This window comes from Streptomyces pseudoechinosporeus (assembly GCF_054783935.1).
In genome coordinates, this window is sequence record NZ_BAAGPS010000012.1 from 2,021 (window position 1) to 18,690 (window position 16,670).

General features: G+C 71.5%; 16 protein-coding genes. 10 read left to right on the forward strand and 6 right to left on the reverse strand.

The annotated features are described in order from the left end of the window. Positions 1 to 44: 44 nt before the first annotated feature. Positions 45 to 1,979 (forward strand): serine/threonine-protein kinase, encoded by a 1,935-nt coding sequence (locus ACYVO6_RS17660; protein WP_461062338.1) that lies wholly within the window; start codon positions 45 to 47, stop codon positions 1,977 to 1,979. Between the two features lie 253 nt (positions 1,980 to 2,232). On the opposite strand, the gene ACYVO6_RS17665 is transcribed toward ACYVO6_RS17660, so the two are convergent. Continuing rightward, complete coding sequence (locus ACYVO6_RS17665; protein ID WP_461062340.1) at positions 2,233 to 2,595, reverse strand: hypothetical protein; 363 nt, start codon at positions 2,593 to 2,595, stop codon at positions 2,233 to 2,235. Positions 2,596 to 2,999: 404 nt separating this feature from the next. Here ACYVO6_RS17665 and ACYVO6_RS17670 point away from each other — a divergent pair, with 404 nt between their 5' ends. Continuing rightward, entirely contained in the window at positions 3,000 to 3,302 is a 303-nt protein-coding gene (locus ACYVO6_RS17670; RefSeq protein WP_461062341.1) for a hypothetical protein, read from the forward strand. An 82-nt stretch (positions 3,303 to 3,384) separates the two neighbouring features. Continuing rightward, a complete protein-coding gene (locus ACYVO6_RS17675) occupies positions 3,385 to 3,696 on the forward strand; it encodes an ArsR/SmtB family transcription factor (protein ID WP_461062342.1) in 312 nt (103 codons plus the stop codon). Between the two features lie 115 nt (positions 3,697 to 3,811). Here the strand turns inward: ACYVO6_RS17675 and ACYVO6_RS17680 are convergent, their stop codons facing one another. Next, entirely contained in the window at positions 3,812 to 5,791 is a 1,980-nt protein-coding gene (locus tag ACYVO6_RS17680; RefSeq protein ID WP_461062343.1) for a heavy metal translocating P-type ATPase, read from the reverse strand. Positions 5,792 to 6,004: 213 nt separating this feature from the next. Between ACYVO6_RS17680 and ACYVO6_RS17685 the strand changes: the two genes are divergently transcribed. The 6 genes from ACYVO6_RS17685 (at position 6,005) to ACYVO6_RS17710 (ending at position 10,741) form a co-directional block, all read left to right on the forward strand. Further along, positions 6,005 to 7,672: a ricin-type beta-trefoil lectin domain protein gene (locus ACYVO6_RS17685; protein WP_461062344.1), complete on the forward strand. Its 1,668-nt coding sequence runs from the start codon at positions 6,005 to 6,007 to the stop codon at positions 7,670 to 7,672. A gap of 341 nt (positions 7,673 to 8,013) precedes the next feature. Next, the gene (locus tag ACYVO6_RS17690) at positions 8,014 to 8,700 is read left to right on the forward strand and encodes a nucleotidyltransferase family protein (RefSeq protein ID WP_461062345.1); all 687 of its coding nucleotides are present in this window, start codon (positions 8,014 to 8,016) and stop codon (positions 8,698 to 8,700) included. Further along, positions 8,697 to 9,005, forward strand: a complete 309-nt coding sequence (locus ACYVO6_RS17695) for a hypothetical protein (RefSeq protein ID WP_461062346.1) — start codon at positions 8,697 to 8,699, stop codon at positions 9,003 to 9,005. Before ACYVO6_RS17690 ends, ACYVO6_RS17695 begins: the two co-directional genes overlap by 4 nt. Continuing rightward, positions 9,002 to 9,769, forward strand: coding sequence for a metallophosphoesterase family protein (locus ACYVO6_RS17700; protein WP_461062347.1), 768 nt, complete (start codon positions 9,002 to 9,004; stop codon positions 9,767 to 9,769). Before ACYVO6_RS17695 ends, ACYVO6_RS17700 begins: the two co-directional genes overlap by 4 nt. A gap of 110 nt (positions 9,770 to 9,879) precedes the next feature. Beyond that, positions 9,880 to 10,443: a hemerythrin domain-containing protein gene (locus tag ACYVO6_RS17705; protein ID WP_461062348.1), complete on the forward strand. Its 564-nt coding sequence runs from the start codon at positions 9,880 to 9,882 to the stop codon at positions 10,441 to 10,443. A 103-nt stretch (positions 10,444 to 10,546) separates the two neighbouring features. Then, positions 10,547 to 10,741 (forward strand): DUF2795 domain-containing protein, encoded by a 195-nt coding sequence (locus ACYVO6_RS17710; protein WP_033319846.1) that lies wholly within the window; start codon positions 10,547 to 10,549, stop codon positions 10,739 to 10,741. A 100-nt stretch (positions 10,742 to 10,841) separates the two neighbouring features. Here ACYVO6_RS17710 and ACYVO6_RS17715 read toward each other — a convergent pair whose 3' ends face one another. Continuing rightward, positions 10,842 to 11,597 carry an SDR family oxidoreductase gene (locus tag ACYVO6_RS17715; RefSeq protein WP_461062349.1) on the reverse strand — a complete coding sequence of 252 codons (756 nt, stop codon included), beginning with the start codon at positions 11,595 to 11,597 and terminating at the stop codon, positions 10,842 to 10,844. Between the two features lie 509 nt (positions 11,598 to 12,106). On the opposite strand from ACYVO6_RS17715, the gene ACYVO6_RS17720 reads away from it, so the two are divergent. Continuing rightward, positions 12,107 to 13,375, forward strand: a complete 1,269-nt coding sequence (locus ACYVO6_RS17720) for an MFS transporter (RefSeq protein ID WP_461062957.1) — start codon at positions 12,107 to 12,109, stop codon at positions 13,373 to 13,375. Between the two features lie 129 nt (positions 13,376 to 13,504). Here ACYVO6_RS17720 and ACYVO6_RS17725 read toward each other — a convergent pair whose 3' ends face one another. Genes ACYVO6_RS17725 through ACYVO6_RS17735 form a run of 3 tightly spaced genes read right to left on the reverse strand, consistent with a single transcriptional unit; the run spans position 13,505 to position 16,574 of the window. Further along, entirely contained in the window at positions 13,505 to 14,551 is a 1,047-nt protein-coding gene (locus ACYVO6_RS17725) for a glycosyltransferase family 9 protein (RefSeq protein ID WP_461062350.1), read from the reverse strand. Then, on the reverse strand, positions 14,548 to 15,948 hold the full coding sequence (rfaE2, locus tag ACYVO6_RS17730) for a D-glycero-beta-D-manno-heptose 1-phosphate adenylyltransferase (RefSeq protein WP_461062351.1): 1,401 nt from the start codon (positions 15,946 to 15,948) through the stop codon (positions 14,548 to 14,550). The genes ACYVO6_RS17725 and rfaE2 overlap by 4 nt, the downstream gene beginning before the upstream one ends. Continuing rightward, positions 15,945 to 16,574, reverse strand: a complete 630-nt coding sequence (locus ACYVO6_RS17735) for a D-sedoheptulose-7-phosphate isomerase (RefSeq protein ID WP_461062352.1) — start codon at positions 16,572 to 16,574, stop codon at positions 15,945 to 15,947. Before ACYVO6_RS17735 ends, rfaE2 begins: the two co-directional genes overlap by 4 nt. Between the last annotated feature and the right edge of the window lie 96 nt (positions 16,575 to 16,670).

Consider the following 16,670-nt stretch of genomic DNA (forward strand, 5'->3'; position numbering starts at 1 on the left):
GCCAGGGGGCCGCGCGCGTTCTGGATCGAGATGAGGGGAGAACCGTGCGTCGTGGAGACGAGTTCGCCGGCCGCTATGTCCTCAAGGAGGTCATTGGCGCAGGGCGGAGCGGTGATGTGTGGCTGGCCCACGACAAGGTGGTCGGGCAGGACGTCGCGCTGAAACCGGAGCGGATCGAGGGCGACCGCGAGACCGCGGTACGTCGGCTGCTGGGCGAGCCGCGCGCCATGGCCAAGTTCCGCGATCATCCCCATGTCGTGACCCTGTTCGATGTCGTGACCGTGCCGGAAGACGGGGAGGGGAGCGGGGGCGGGGAGGACACGTACTGGTTCATCATGGAGTACGTGCCTGGCGGCGGCCTGGACCGGGAGCCGCCGATGTCTCCCCAGCGGGCGGCCCGCATCGGTGCCCAGCTCGCCGACGCACTCGCCGCCCTGCACCAGGCGGGCATCGTGCACTGCGACATCAAGCCCGCCAACATCGGCCTCACCGGGCGCGGCACCGCGAAGCTGCTGGACTTCGGTGCCGCTCACCGGGCCGGCGGCACCGAAACCGTCACGGCCAACGGTCCGTCCAGCTTCACTCCGGCCTACGCCGCCCCCGAGCTGGCCCGGGGGAACATCCCCCGGCCGGCCTCGGACGTGTTCTGCCTGGGCGCCACGCTCTATGCGCTGGTCACCGGTTCGCCGCCGCGCGGCAACGCGTCCGATGGGGACGATGAGCACGAGCAGGAAGGGGTCGACGGCCAGGACACCGAGCGCCTGACGCACTGGAAGGCCGAGCGGGGCGTCGTAGAGATGGACGCCGAGGCCGTGGGAGCGCTGTATCCCGTACTGACCGCCATGCTCCAGCGTGATCCACGGCAACGCCCCGAAGCGACCGAGGTCAAGCGGCTCCTGGCGGCCATCGCCGGGCCCGAGCGGGATACCGGCGAGCGGACCCTTGAGGACAAGCCGGCCGGGAGCGGGCGGCGGCGCTGGCCACTGCTCGCCGCGGCCCTCGGCATCAGTGCCGCCCTGGTCCTGGGCCTTGTCCTACTCCCCGATGACGACGGCGGCGACACGCATGCCACCGACCAGGCCGGCCAGAGCCGTCCCACGGACGACGCCTCGAACGGCGCAGGGCAGTCCCTGATCGGCGATCCCCACACCGCCGACCTGTGTCGGCTGGCCGACCCCACTGCCCTCGGGCGGTTCGGCGACGCTCAAGTGGACGTGGATTACGGGAACTTCGACCGCTGTGACGTGCTCGTCCACACCGGCGGCGAGAACCGTATCGACGTGTCGCTCGACCTCCGCCCGGGCTCACGGCCCGAGACGTCGCAACCCGCCAGAACCATCGGAAGCATCGGCATCATGGAGGAGGAGCCGGCGGACGACGAGTGTGAGCTGAAGCTGGTGCCTGACAGGGCGGCCGACGGCATCCTCGTCGGGGTCCGTGTCAACGTGGGTGACGGCACCGTGACCGGCGGCGCCGCGACGCTGTGCGCGGTCGCCGACTCGGCCGCCCGGAGCGCGGCCGACGTGCTGAACCAGGGCCCGATCCCCCGCCGTTCCGAGGACTACCCGAAAGACTCGCTGGCCTGGTTGAACGCCTGCGATCTGCTCGACGCCAAGGCGCTGTCCGTCGTCCCCGGCATCAAGGCCGGCGCGCCGGGGGAGGTCGGGGTCGCGAAGTGGAGCTGCGAGTGGTTCAGCGACGTCGACGATCTGGAGACGGAGGTGAGCTTCTTCCGCGATCAGCCCAAGACCGCGGCGGACGGCGATTCCATCCGGCTCAGCGGCTACAACGCCATCGTCGAAGCCGAGGACGACACCTGCTCGGTCTTCGTCGAGTACCGCGAGTACAGCGGCGAGAACGCCGAAACAGCCGCCGAGATGCTCCGCCTGCAGGTCGACGGCGGGCGACCCACCGCCGAACTCCGCTCGATGGCCACCGCCCTTGCCAGGTCCGCCGCCGCCAAGCTGCCTCGGCGCTGACGTCCCGGAGGGTGCCAGGAGCCGCCCTGCACGAGGCGTGCGCCTTCGAGAAGCCAAGCCCGTACCAGGTTCCCTGACGCGGCGGATCCGCTTCGGCGCCCGGCCCACCACCGGGATCCGCGCGGCCGGTACGCGGAACTACGCACCGGCCGCAGGCGCGTGTGGTCACAGCGAACTGGCACACCTCAGCGATTTCGAATCCCACTCGCATGGTTTCCCATTCTTCACATCTGCGAGCGGATGATGAATTACGTCAGAGGTGGCGTACCCGTGCGGCGATGCCATGTCCGATCAAGAGGTAGATCACGGCAGGCAGGCCGTAATTGAGGAGAACTCGAAGCCCGTCTGTGTCCATCGTGAAAATGTCCTGTGACCACCACGCCAGCCAGTCGGCGACATCTTCCACGAACTCGACGAAGACGTTCGTCTGGTTGGCGTCGAGCAGGTAGAGCAAGATCCACAGGCCCAGAAACAGGGCGGCGACATCGGCGACGGTGTGGATGACCAGGGCTGCTCGTCGCGCTACGGAGCCGTCTCTTGTCCTTTCGTGACGGTGGCTGTGAGCCTGATTGCGGTCGTATTGCTGGTTTTCGTGTACGGGTTCGAAGTTACTCACGGGGATTCCCATCTGGCGTGTCCACTGCCTCGACGGCATGGAAGAGCAGCCGCGACAGAGAACGCCTTCCCCATTGGAGAATTCTCGGCCGCGGACGCATGCGGGGCGCTTTCCGCGCCTTATGGAAACTGCGCCGCGCTCGGATGGCGCGTTACACGGTGACGCGATACGTCCGATATCGACAGTTACGGTCATTCGCCGGCAGGATCCAGGACCTGGATCTTTCTGCGCACCGATTACCGCCCTTTGACCCGGTCATGACTCCCCGTCCCGGAGGATCGGGGCAGCGGCTGACTGCGGCGCATCCGACGGGTGCATGCAGGAATCGCTATATGTTAATGTCGCAATGCGTTGCGGCACACGAGAGCCGTCGGGCAACGCCAGACACAGGACAAGGAGCCCTCATGACCAGCGCCACCGACCACCTCACCCACGAGAACCACACGCACGCCCATGGCAAGGACTGCGGCCACGTCGCCATCCCCCACGGCGACCACACCGACTACGCCCACGACGGACACATCCACCGGGCGCACGGCGACCACGTCGACGAGTGCGACGGCGCCGGCCACTCGGTCCATGAAGGACACGAGCACCAGCACGGCGAGGGCTGCGGGCATGTTGCCGTGCCGCACGACGACCACACCGACTACGTGCACGACGGCCACCGTCACGCCGCCCACGAAGGACACTGGGACGACCACTGACGACCGACGCGGGTTGACGCCGGGTCGGACAGGCCGCGGCACAGCCGAATCGGGAATTATTGCCATATGCTAATGTCTGCATATGGAAACGACTTCCCCTTCCCCGGCAAGCGAGCCTGCGGAAACCCTGCAGGCCGCCAGTGAGCTGCTGCGAGCCCTGGCCTCGCCCGTGCGCCTCGGCATCGTGCGCGAGCTGTCCACCGGCGGGAAGTACGTCCACGAACTGGTCGCCACCCTGGGCGTGAGCCAGCCTCTGGTCTCCCAGCATCTGAGAGTGCTGCGCACTTCCCGGATCGTCACCGCCCGGCGCCAGGCCCGCGAGACCCAGTACACCCTGACCGACGACCACGTGGCGCACATCGTGCTGGACGCCATCCGTCACGCACAGGAGTAGCGCCGGCATTCACGCCCCCGTGGCGCCCCGATGGCCGCCCGGCTTCCCGCCGGGCGGCCATCGCCGCGCCTGGGCTCACACCTCTCGGATCTCGTGTCCCATCGGGGTCCGGCCGTCAGCCGGTTCCCGCACCGGCCGCCCGCTGCCAGGCCGACTCCCGCAGCAGGCGCAGTCCGTTCAGGCCGACGATGACGGTCGAGCCCTCGTGGCCCGCGACGCCGAGTGGCAGCGGCAGGGTGCCGGTCAGGTCCCAGATGACGAGTCCGGCGATGAACACCCCGGCGATGACAAGGTTCTGGACGACCAGCTTCCGGGCGCGGCGGGAGAGGGCGACGGTGGTGGGGACCGCGGCGAGTTCGTCGCGGACGATCACGGCGTCGGCGGTCTCCAGGGCGAGATCGGAGCCTGCCCGGCCCATGGCGATCCCCGTGTGGGCGGCGGCCAGGGCGGGCGCGTCGTTGACGCCGTCCCCGACGACCATCACCTTGCGGCCCGCGCCCTCCATTTCCTTCACCGCGCTCAGCTTGTCCTGCGGCAGCAGTCCGGCACGTACGTCGTCGATGCCGGCCTCGGCGGCCAGGTGGGCGGCGGCCCGGGCGTTGTCGCCGGTGAGCAGGGTCGGAGCGGTACCGGTCAACTTGGTGAGGGAGGCGACGGTGGCGGCGGCGTCCGGGCGCAGCCGGTCCGCGATGCCCAGCACTCCGGCGGGGGCACCGTCGACCACCACCAGGACGGCGGTACGACCGGACTCCTCCAGCTCCTCGGCCATCGCGACGGCTGGGCTCTCGGCGTCGTCCAGCAGTCGGGCCGGGGCGCCCACCGCGACCGAGCGGCCGTCGACGACGGCCTGCACCCCGACGCCGGGTGCGGACGTGAAGTCCTCCGTGGCGGGCAGGTCGAGGCCGCGTTCGCGGGCAGCGTCCACGACCGCTCGGGCCAGCGGGTGCTCGCTGGGGTGCTCGGCTGCCGCCGCGAGCATCAGCAACTCGCTCTCGTCCAGGCCGGATTCGGGCAGCGGCCGTACGTCGGTCACGCGAGGAGTGCCCTCGGTCAGGGTGCCGGTCTTGTCGAGGGCGACCGTGTCCACCTGGCCGAGCCGTTCCATCACCACGGCCGACTTGACCAGCACGCCGTGCCGTCCGGCGTTGGCGATCGCGGACAGCAGCGGCGGCATGGTGGCCAGGACGACCGCGCACGGCGATGCGACGATCATGAAGGTCATGGCGCGCAGGAGCGAGTCGGCGAGTTCCGCGCCGAAGGCGAGCGGTACGAGGAAGACGGCGAGGGTCGCGGCCACCATGCCCAGCGAGTAGCGCTGTTCGACCTTCTCGATGAACAGCTGGGTGGGCGCCTTGGTCTCGGACGCCTCCTCCACCATCCGTACGATCCGGGCGATCACCGAGTCGGAGGCGTCGCGCTCGACGCGGACCCGCAGGGCTCCGGTGCCGTTGAGGGTGCCCGCGAAGACCTCGTCGCCGGGCTCCTTCGGCGCGGGGAGCGGTTCGCCGGTGATGGTCGCCTGGTCGACCTCGCTCGCGCCGTCCAGTACGCGGCCGTCGGCGCCGACGCGCTCTCCGGGTCGTACGAGGATGGTGTCGCCGACCGTCAACTCCTCGACGGGGACGGCCTGTTCGCCGCCGTCCGGAGTCAGCCGGGTGGCTGTGGAGGGAGCCAGGTCGAGCAGACCGCGGACCGAGTCGGCGGTGCGGGCGGTGGCGAGTGCCTCCAGCGCGCCGGATGTCGCGAAGATGACGATCAGCAGGGCGCCGTCCATCACCTGCCCGATCGAGGCCGCGCCGAGGGCGGCGACGATCATGAGCAGGTCGACGTCGAGGGTCTTGTCCTTGAGCGCTTTGAGTCCCTCCCAGCCCGGTTCCCAGCCGCCGGTGACGTACGCCAGCGAGTAGAGGGGGCCCCAGGTCCAGGCGGGGGCACCGGTCAGCTGGAGGGGCAGCGCGAGCAGGAAGAGGGCGGTGGCCGCGGCAGCCCAGCGGGCCTCGGGGAGCGCCAGGATGCGGGTGCGCCGCCGGGGCGCGTTCCCGGCGCGCGCGGGCACGGCCCGGTCGACCGAGGGCGGGGTGAGCGTGGAGGTCATCACTGTCCTTCGTGAGGGACGCATGAGGGCGTACGGGCAGACGGCGGTTCCCGGGGCCGGCCGTGCCCTCACCATACAGGATCACATGAAGAGCCATTCATGTCTTCATGTCCGCACTCTCCACCCCCTGTCGTCACTATGGTCACTACAGACCCACAGACACGCCGGGATCCCGACAGGCAGTAACAGCGTGTGGTGCGAGGAGGCACGGCCATGGCTCGGGGCGACGAGTCCGACGAGTACCGCGACACCGAGGCCGACGGCGGCGCGCAGGTCCCCCAGCACCCGATGCCGCCCGAGCAGGAGGAACTCCCCTCGGTGTCCGACGCGCGGCTGACCGATCTGCTGCGCGCCGACGCCCGGACCGCGCGCCCCGCCTGGCGCGAGCTGCGCAGCCGCCACCGGCCCGCGGTTCTCTCGTACGCGCGTCTGTGCACCGTCGACGAGTCGGCGGCCCATCGGATCACGGCGACGGCCTTCACCCTCGCGGCCCGCGAGACGGCGCGCGGCCTCGAGCCGCGTACCCCTTGGCGGCATCAACTCCTGCTGCTCGCCTGCCGCGTGGCCGCCGAGTGGTCCGCCGACGAACGTGCCGCTCGCCTCGATCCGGGCCTGCTCACCCGCCTGCGCGAGGCGGGTGCGGGCCCCGACGGACCCGTCCCGCCGATGCTCGCCGCGTTCCTGGCGCTGCCCACACGGGTGCAGGGTCTGGTCTGGTACGGCGTCGTGGACGGGGAGTCCGAGGCTGGCACTGCCCGCCTTCTTGGCGTCACGCCCGAGGATGTGGCGTACGGCGTGGATGGGGCGTTCCAGGCCTTGTGCCACTCCGTACTCAAGACGCGCCTCGCCGGCTCCGACGATCCGGGCTGTCAGGATTTTCTCCGCCTGATCGAGGAGGCGGTACGCCCCGGGAGTGCGCGCCGCAGCGCGGACCTGGACGCGCATATGGGCGTCTGCCCGCACTGTGCCACCGGGTACGAGGAGTTGGCGGCCCTGCGCGACACTCCGCGCGCGGCTGTGGCCGAGGGGCTGCTGCCCTGGGGCGGCACGGCGTACGCCATGAGCAGCGGGGCGGTGGACGAGGAGCAGCCGGAAACGCGTACGACGACGGGGCAGGGCGAGGGCACTGCGGCCTGGTGGAGGTGGTCGGCCTGGCGGCCCTCCCGCCGCCTGGCGATCGCCTCGGCCGCCCTCGGTGTCGCGGTCGCACCACTGCTGGTCTACCTGCTGACGCAGGGCGGCTCGGGATCGCAGGAGTCGGCCGGCGCTGTGGACACCCCGCCGCGGCCACCGTCGGTCACATTGACGTCGACGTTCTCCCCGCCCCCGGCCCCGTCCTCCACGACCCGGTCCCCGTCCCCCAAGCCGACGAAGTCGACGCGCCCGGCCTCACCGAGCCCGACGCCGCCCACACCGACGCCTACGCCCACACCGACGCCGACACGTACGACGCCCCCGGCATCCGGGCCACCGGACGGCTCCTTCGCCCAGGTGGTGAACGTCGACTCGGGCCTGTGCCTGGACGTCGAGGACGGCGACTTCGACAACGGTACGAACGTCATCGCCGCCGACTGCTCCGCGTCAGGCACCCAGCGCTGGCGTGTCGACGCCGCAAGCGGCGCCCTCCAGTCGTACGCCGACCCGGACTTCTGCCTGGACAGCCGCGGCTCCGTCGACGACGGCCTCGGCATCTGGACCTGTGAATCGCTCGAGGGCGAAAACGGCGAGAACCTTCGGTTCACGGTGGACGGCACGGGTGTCCTCCACCCGGCCATCGCCCCGGACCACGCCGTGACCCCGGCCGACGGCAACGGCCTGGACCTCGCCCCGGCGGACGGAGACGACGACCAGCGCTGGAAGGCAGGGGCCGGGATCGCCTGACCTCGGCCGTGCCCGGCCCTCGGGGTCGTGGCGTGCCGCGGTGGCGAGTCGTCGGCGGAGAGCGACTCCGTCGCCGTGCCCCGTCAGTCCCTCACGACAAATAGGGCGAGCACCGCGGCACATCACTCGCGTCTCCCTTTTCAAGGAACGTAAACGTGGATTTCCCCCCTCGCCCGGACACCGGGGCCCGACCGGGTGACGCCGACCGTTCTCCCGTACCGCCTGCAACCCTGATTGATCCGTCGTGCGGTGGAGACCCGTACAGCCATCAGCGCAGGGTTTGTCGGAGGCGGCCGGCCTGCACCGACGGTGCGGCGGCGGTGTCCGGAAAGGGAGCAGCAGTGGCGCAGAACGCGGATGACGCCGCTCTCGACGGGCGGCGCCCAGTTCCTGAACTGCATCTGGCGGGCGGTGCGGCCGAGGGGAGCCGTCGGCCCGATGCGGGCGCGGAGCAGCTTCCGCCCGACCGTCACCAGGCGATCCTGGAGGCGACCAAGCAGGTCGCCGCCCTCCTGAAGAGGCACGGGCACGACTTCGCTCTCGCCGGGAGTGTCGCCGTCTACGCCCACGGCGGGGCAGGCAGCCTCCAGCACGATGCCGACTTCTGCATCAGACCCGAGGACGCCGAAGCGGTCGCCGCCACGCTGGAGGACGCCGGTCTGACGGTGTACGCGCCTCCCGAGGACTGGCTGCTGAAGGCCAAGTGCCTCGGGCAGGACGTGGACCTGATCTTCGGGCTGGCCCATGGACCGGTCAGCACCGAGCTGCTCGGCAGGGCGCGGGAGATGCCGGTGGACTCCGTACAGATGCCCGTCCTGGCACCCACCGACCTGCTGCGGAGCCTGCTCGCCGCCTTCTCCGAGCACCACTGCGACTTCGGCGCCGTCCTGCCGATCGCCCGGCTGCTGCGCGAGAAGGTCGACTGGGAGCAGATCCGCCACGAGTTCAGGGACGTACCGATGCCGGCCGCCTTTCTGTACTTGCTGGAGCGCCTGGACGTCATCGCACCGCAGGGAGGAGATCAATGAACGCCCATGCCGGACACGACCCGGGTGGTACGGGGACCACGGCGGACGCCGGAGCCGCCGGGAACAACATCGAGTACCGCATCGCCCATCTGCAGGAGCGGCTCGCCGCCGGGGAACTGGGCGAGCTCGGCATGCGCGTCGAGCCGCGGGGATCGTCCGTGTCGGTCATCGGCACCGTGCCCACCGCGCACTGCCGTGAGGAACTGCTGCGCACCGTGAACGAGGAACTGGCCGGTCTTGCCGTTCATTACGACATCGTCGTGGCCGAGGCCGCGGCTCCCGATCACCCGGAGGAGGTGGCATGATCCGCGTCGCGGCCGTCGGGGACATTCATATGGGGCTGGACAGTCAGGGCCTGCTCAGGCCGGCTTTCGACACGCTGTCCGGCTGTGCCGACCTGCTGCTCCTGGCCGGTGATCTCACCCGGCACGGCACGCCGGATGAAGCGCGGGTGGTCGCCGAGGAGGTGGCCTCTGTGCCGGTGCCGGTCGTCGCCGTGCTCGGCAATCACGACCACCACGACGAGAAGCCGGAGGAGGTCACCGCCGTGCTGCGCGCGGCGGGGGTGCGCGTTCTCGAGGGGCAGTCAACGGTCGTCGAAGTCGACGGCGCGCGGGTCGGCGTCGCGGGCACGAAGGGCTTCGGCGGCGGCTTCGTCGGCCGCAGTGGCAGTGAGTTCGGTGAACCGCTGATGAAGGAGTTCATCCGGTACTCGCGCCGCTGCGCCGACGGTCTGCGTACGGCTCTGGACGAACTGGCCGGGCAGGGCTGCGGTACGCGGGTCGCGCTCACGCACTTCTCCCCCGTGCCGGACACGCTGGCCGGTGAGCCACCGGAGATCTATCCGTTCCTCGGCAGTTACCTCCTGGCCGAGGCGATCGACACGGCGGGCGCGGACCTGGCCGTCCACGGACACGCCCACGCCGGTACGGAACACGGGATGACCAGCGGCGGCGTCCCGGTCCGCAACGTCGCGCAGCCCGTCATTCGCAGGGCGTTCAGCGTGTATCACCTGCACAGCCACGAGGCGTCGACGACGGCTTCCGCCTCTGCCGGCACCTTCGGCTGAGCAGGCACCGGCCAGGCGTTAGCTCTCCCCCGGCGGGGGCACCCGGAGGCCGAGGTGGGGTCCGTACCAGGGGCCGCCGCACCTTGAGCGAGGTACTGGAGGTACTGGACATGGCACACGAAGGCAACGTCATCACCGAGCTGGTGACCGACCACCGGGAGGTCGAGGAGATCTTCGGCCGGATCGAGGCACTGCCGCCCGGCGAGAAGGACCGCAAGGTCTACGCCGACCAGGCCACCATGGAGCTCGTACGGCACTCGGTGGCCGAGGAGGAGCATCTCTACCCGGCTGTGCGGCAGTACCTGCCCGATGGGGACACGGTGGCCGACAAGGAGATCGACGACCATTCCCGGGCCGAGCAGATCATGAAGGACCTGGAGAGCTGCGAGGCGAGCGATGCCGAGTTCGACCGGCTCATCGGCATGCTCATGAACGAGATTCGTTCTCACGTGGCCGATGAGGAGGAGAACCTCTTCCCCATGCTGCGTGACACGGCTCCCGCCGAGGCCCTCGACGAGTTGGGCGACAAGGTCCGGCAGGCGAAGAAGCTGGCACCGACGCGTCCGCACCCCTCCGCACCGGACAAGCCTCCGGCCAACAAGATCCTGGCGCCCGGAGCCGGACTCGTCGACCGCTTGCGCGATGCGCTGACGGGGCGCGGGAAGAAGGACTGACGGCGCATGGTCCGGCGGGTCGCGGGTACTGCGGGGAGTTGTCGGCGTACAAGGAAGCGCCCACTCCACAACTGTCCCGACATCTCACCACCTGGAGGGCAGCATGGCAGACGTCAGCCCCATTGACCTGCAGAAGGCCTTGTCCGGCGTGGACTACCCGGCCGACCCCAAGAAGCTTGCGAAGGCCGCCCGGGACAACGGCGCGCCGAAGGAGCTCACGGAGCGCATCTCGCACCTCGGGAAGAAGAAGTTCGAGAACCCGGCCGAGGTGAGCAAAGCCGTCTTCGGCGGCCAGTGACCGACTTTCCGTCCATGACGGCCGGGGCCTTGTGCCCCGGCCGTCGCAGTTGTGGCGAGCGCCGGAAAGCTCCGTGCCTGACGTGGCGGGCACGGAAGGGTCAGGGCCAGGACGGTTCCCTGCGCGGGACGACGACGAGTTCGGACACCGCGCTGCCGGCCGGGACCGACAGAGCGTAGAGGACCGTGTCGGCCACGATGTCAGGGCTCTGCAGCATCGATACGTCGGCGTCCGGGAACCGGTCGAGGATGAACGGCGTCCGCATGCCGCCGGAGATGATCCCGGTGACACCGATCCCCTGGCAGTCCCGCTGCGCCTCCTTGAACAAGGTGTGGGTGAACGCGCGCAGACCCGCCTTGCCCGCCGAGTAGGGCCCGGCCTCGGTCCAGGTGCGGTTCGCGGCCGTGGACAGGATGTTGACGATGTGGCCGCCGCCACGGGCGACCATGCGCCGGTAGGTCTCCAGGCACAGATACATCGGCCCCAGCAGATTGGTGGCGATGACCCGCGTCACCTCGTCGGCCGTCAGCTGCTCGATCGGCTTCGTGACGTCGACGGCGGCGTTGTTGACCAGCACATCCACCGTCTGCCCGGTCTCCTCGAGGTCCCGGAAGACTTCCGCGACGGCGTCGGCGTCCCGTACGTCCAGCTCCACGAAGCGTGCGTCGCGGCCCGCCCGTGCAAGGTCGTCGCAGAGTTCCTGTGCCAGGTCCTTGCGCACGTCGGCGATCAGTACGGATGCTCCCGCTCCGGCCAGCCTCCGCGTGATCGAGGCGCCCAGGCCTCGTGCACCGCCGGTCACCAGCGCCTTCTTGCCTTGGAGATCGACCTGTACTGCGTCGCCTGCACCGCCCATGTCTGTCTCTGCCTTCCGTCGTGTCGGCCGGATGATGGGGTTCACTCTCGGCAACCGCCCTACGTCCCACTGTGACCGTGACGGAAAGGCCCGGCACGTCGGATTAGCCCGCCGACCGGCTGCGCGGCTGTGGCCGTCGCCACTTTCCCCGACGTCCGGTTCGTGCCGTATGTGCGTATTCGGGTGCTGTGATCAACCCCACGATGGGCGTCAATTCCCCGACGGCATCGGGGACTTCGTACCTCTCAGGCACCGAAGCACAGTGAGTCCTGTCCTGACTCGGCGGTCCCGTCTGCCACGATGGGCGACGCCGATCCGGTGGAGCGACCGCGCAGCGCAGCCGGCATTCCGAGCTCCCGCCGATACCTCTGCCTGAGTCCCCGGACTCGTCTTTCGAGTACTTCACTGTGTCTTCTTCTCCTTCCGCGCCCGTGCCCGTCCCTGCCTCCCCCGATGTGCCGCCCGCGAGCGAGTCCCGTTCGCCGTGGCGATCCCTGAAGTACCGCAGCATGCGCTGGTGGTCCGTCGCGAACCTCGTGTCGAACGCCGGTACCTGGATGCAGCTCACGGTGCAGAACCTGCTGGTCCTGCAGATCACCGGATCCGCCGCCACCACGGGGCTGTCCGTGTCCGTGCAGGCCGCGCCCGCTCTGCTCATGAGCCTCGCGGGCGGCGCCGCCGTCGACCGCTGGCCCCGCAAGCTGACCGCCGCGGTCAGCCAGGCGCTGCTCGGCGCCGTGGCGTTCGTGACGGCCGTCCTTGTGGCGGTCGATCAGCTCAACGTGCCCGTTCTGATGGCGCTGGCCGCCGTCACCGGTCTCATCGCCACGGTCGACGCACCGGCGTGCTCGCTGCTGGGCAACGATCTCGTGCGTACGGAGGACGTTCCCTCCGCGATCGGGGTGGGCTCGCTGGTGTCCAACGCGGGCCGGCTCGCCGGTACCGCTCTGGCCGGGGTGACGGTCGGCTTCCTCGGCACGGCCGCCGCGTACGCCGCCAACGGGGTGTCCTTTCTCTTCGTCGCCTCGGTCATCCCCTTTCTCCGTCCGGTCTACAAGGCCGCCAGGCGCTCCGAGGTCCCTGCGCCCGCCATCCCTGCCCAGCGCGGCACCAAGAGCGCGAGCCAGGACATGACCATGCGGGAGGGCCTGGCATTCTTCATGCGCCGGCCCCGGCTGGTCGCGCTGGCCGGTGTCACCGGGATCAGCGCGGTGTTCGGGCGGAACTACTCGCTCACGCTGGCCGTGCTCGTCACCGGGCCGCTCGCCGGGGGCGCCGGAGCGTTCGGCACGGTCTCCACCGTCCTCGCCGTCGGAGGCATCCTCGGCGCCGTCCTGGGCGCCCGGCTGCGTAAGCCCTCCGTGCGAATCGTGGGCACCTTGGCTGCCGCGGGCGGCCTCCTCCAAGCGGTGGCGGGGCTCTCGCCGTCGCTGGCCCTGCTGCTGGTGCTCGTCCTGCCCATGGCGGTGGTGGAGTCCGTCTCCGACACCGCCGGGACGACGGTCCTGCAGACCGACCCGCCCGCCCATCTGCGGGGACGTGTGCTCGGCGTGTGGGGCAGCATTCGTACGGCCTGGGGTCTCGCAGGGCCGCCGGCGCTCGGTCTCCTCATGGAGCTGGCCGGGGCACGCGGCGCCCTCGTGGCCGGCGGGCTGATCATCGCCGGTTCGATCGGAGCGGGTTACGTGCTCCGGGAACGCCGGTCCACGAAACCGATGGTCCTGCGGGCGGAGGAACGCGACATCACCGCGCAGCCCGGGCTGAGCACCGCCGCCTGAGTCCTCGTGGACGGGCGGAGGTCGGTGTGTGTCCGGCCATCCGCCCGTCGACACGGCGCGCGGCGCGTCCACAGTCGGCAGCGGCAGCGGCAGCCATCCAGGATTCCGCTGCCGGGCGCGTCGAGGCGCTCAGTACGAGCTCTCCGGCAACGGCGGCGGGCCCTGCGCCGCCCTCCCCCGCTCGTACGACGGATCCGTGTCCGGCTCCGGCAGTCCGCGTACCGCCTCGACGACCTCCTCGACCGTGATCCGCAGCAGCCGCTCGTCCGGCCGCCGGCCGTGGGCGTCCCCCGGGCGTTCCGGGGCGTCGGTGCCGGGATGCCACAGTGCTCGGTGCCGTGGGTCGGCCGGCGGTCCCCACAGGCGGGGGGCGACCGGGCCGAACAGGACGGCGGACGGAGTGCCGAGCGCCGTGGCCAGATGGGCGAGCCCGGTGTCGCCGACCACCACGCAGCGGGCCCGTGCGACGAGCGCGGCCAGCTGATCGAACGGCACATCACCGGCGCCGCCCAGCACCGCGGCCGACGGCAGCCCCGCCTCCGCGGCCACGAACCGCGCCAGGGCCTCCTCGCCTCCGCCCGCGGTCACGACGACCTCGTGACCGCCGCGGTGCAGCTGCCGCGCCACGGCCGCGAACCGTTCCTGCGGCCAGCGGCGGGCGGCGGCGTCGGCTCCGGGGTGGACGACGATGGCGCCGGGGGCCGGGGAGAGGGTTGTGGGCGGTGGGATCCGCAGGTCCGCCGGGTCCGTCTCGATGCCGTACCAGCCGAGGAGTCGGCACCAGCGCTCCCGCTCGTGTTCGTCGGCCCGCCATACGGGGCCGGAGATGCCGGGCAGCTGCGGGTGCGCGTACGCGAAGAGCCGTCGGGGCCGCAGCCGCTGGAGCAGCAGATGGCTCTGCGGGCCGTTGCCGTGCAGGTCCACGGCGAGGTCGGGCGGGGGTCCGTCCCAGGCCAGTTCCTCGGGCACGGCCCGTCCGGGGGCGGAGGCGGGCAGCAGGCGGTCCACCAGTCCGGTGGCCGCCGCCGGCTCGGTCAGCCGCTCGGGAGCGGCCAGCACGATCTCGTGGCCGGGCAGGTGGCGTCGCAGCGCTCGCAGCGCGGGTACCGCGGTCAGCAGATCGCCCAGTCCCAGTGCTCGTAGCACCAGCGCCCGGGGCCTCGTCGCGGGGCTCATGGCGGTGGCGTCCGCAGCGGTACGGCGGCCTGCGCGGCCCGGTGGGCCAGCAGTGTGGTGGAGCGGCCGTCGAGGTAGGGCAGGACGACCGCCTGGCCGCCCCAGGCGCGCAGCACCTCCGCCTCGGGCAGGTCCTGGACGGAGTAGTCGCCGCCCTTGACCCACACGTCGGGCCTCAGGCGGCTCAGCAGTGTCTCGGGGGTGTCCTCCTCGAAGACCGCGACGGCGTCGACGCTGCCGAGGGCCGTAAGGACGCGGATGCGGTCCGCCTCCGGGTTGAGGGGTCGGCCCGGACCCTTGCGGCGGGCGAGGGACGCATCCGAGTTGAGGCACACGATGAGGCAGTCGCCGATCCGCCGGGCGCTCTCCAGCAGGCCGACATGGCCGGCGTGCAGCAGGTCGAAGCAGCCGCCGGTGGCGACCACCGTGCCGCCGCGCGCCCGGACGCGCTCGGCGAGGGCGAACGCGTCGGCCGCGGGCGCGTCCTCGGGACGGTACGCGGGGGCCGTCCGCCACAGCGCCGGGTTTCCGGCGCCGCCCGCGGACACGAACGCGGCGGCTTCGGCGACCGCCCGCTGCACGGCCTCCTCCGGGAGCGCCCCGTCCGCCAGCGCCGCGGCCGTTGTCGCGGCGAAGCAGTCGCCCGCGCCGCAGGGATCACCGGTGGCCCGGTACGGCGCCGGGACGAGCATCGGCGTACTGGTCCCGGGCCTGGTCAGCAGCACACCGCGTGCCCCGAGCGTCACGGCGACGCCTGCCGCCTGCCAGTGGTCCGCCAGTTCCGCACCTCGCTCGGCGTACGCGCGCAGGGTTTCCCCGCCGCCGGGGCGCAGGGCGCGCGCCTCCGCCGCGTTCGGGGTGACGAGCCGTGCTCCGGGCACCGGCGTGTCGCCCTTGGGGTGGGGATCCCAGACCAGGGGCGTACGGGGGGCGACGGCGGCGAGATGGGTTCGTACGGCGGTCGCGGTGTGGCGTCCGTAGTCGGCGACGAGTACGGCGTGGGCCTGGGCCAGCGCGTCCCGTACCGCGTCGTCCGGCTTGCCGGGCGTACCGCCGCCCCGGTCGATTCGCACCACGGGACGGCCGCTCGCCAGGACGCGGGTCTTGACCGGCAGGGTGCCGTCGAGCGGGATCTCCAGCAGATGGACCCTGCCGCGCAGGTCACGGCGTACGGCTTCGCTGGCCGGGTCGTCGCCGAGCGCGGTCACCAGGATCACTTCGCGGCCGCCCCGGGCCGCCAGTGCGGCGGCCAGGCCCGCTCCACCGGGGTGGCGCCGGTCGCCGGTGACGTCGACGACGGGGGCGGGGGCGTCCGGGGACAGCCGGGTGGCGGTGCCTTCGATGTCCTCGTCGAGCAGGACGTCTCCGACGACCACGAGGGGCTTCGGTTCGTTCACGATGCCCTCCGGTGGGCCACGACCGTGCTGGGGGCGGGTGCGAGCGCCGCGTCGAAGCACTCGCAGAGGAGGTGTACGGCGACGAGGTGGGCCTCCTGCACGGTCGCCGTGCTGTCGGCGTCGATGCACAGCGCCTCGTCGGCGGCCTCGGCGAGCGGGTTCGGTCGCGGCCCCGTCATCGCCCAGACGCGCAGCCCTGCCGAGCGGCCCGTCACGGCGGCCGTGATCAGGTTGGCGCTGCGGCCGGACGTGGACAGGAGCATGAGGACGTCCCCGGGACGGCCGTGGGCGGACACCTGCCGGGCGAAGACGTGCTCGAATCCGTAGTCGTTGCCGATGGCGGTCACGGTGGACGTCTCCGCGTGCAGGGCGATGGCCGAATAGCCGGGCCGCTCCTGCCGGTACCGTCCCACCAGCTCGGCGGTCAGATGCTGGGCCTGTGCGGCACTGCCGCCGTTGCCGGCGGCCAGCAGTCGGCCGCCGGCGGGCAGTGCGGCGGCGAGCCGGCCGCCCCACTCCGCGACCCGGCCGAGACCGTCCCGGCGGAACCGGCCGAGCGCCTGCTGCAGTGACCGGCAGTGCTCGTGCGCGGCATCGAGTGCGGGGGACGCTGCGAATTCCGTCATGCTGATCGGGCGTACCGCGTCGCGGAGGACGACGGCCGGACCCGCACCTCCTTCGTGCGACGGTGCTGCGGGCGGTCGGATCTGGGCGAGTGCGGG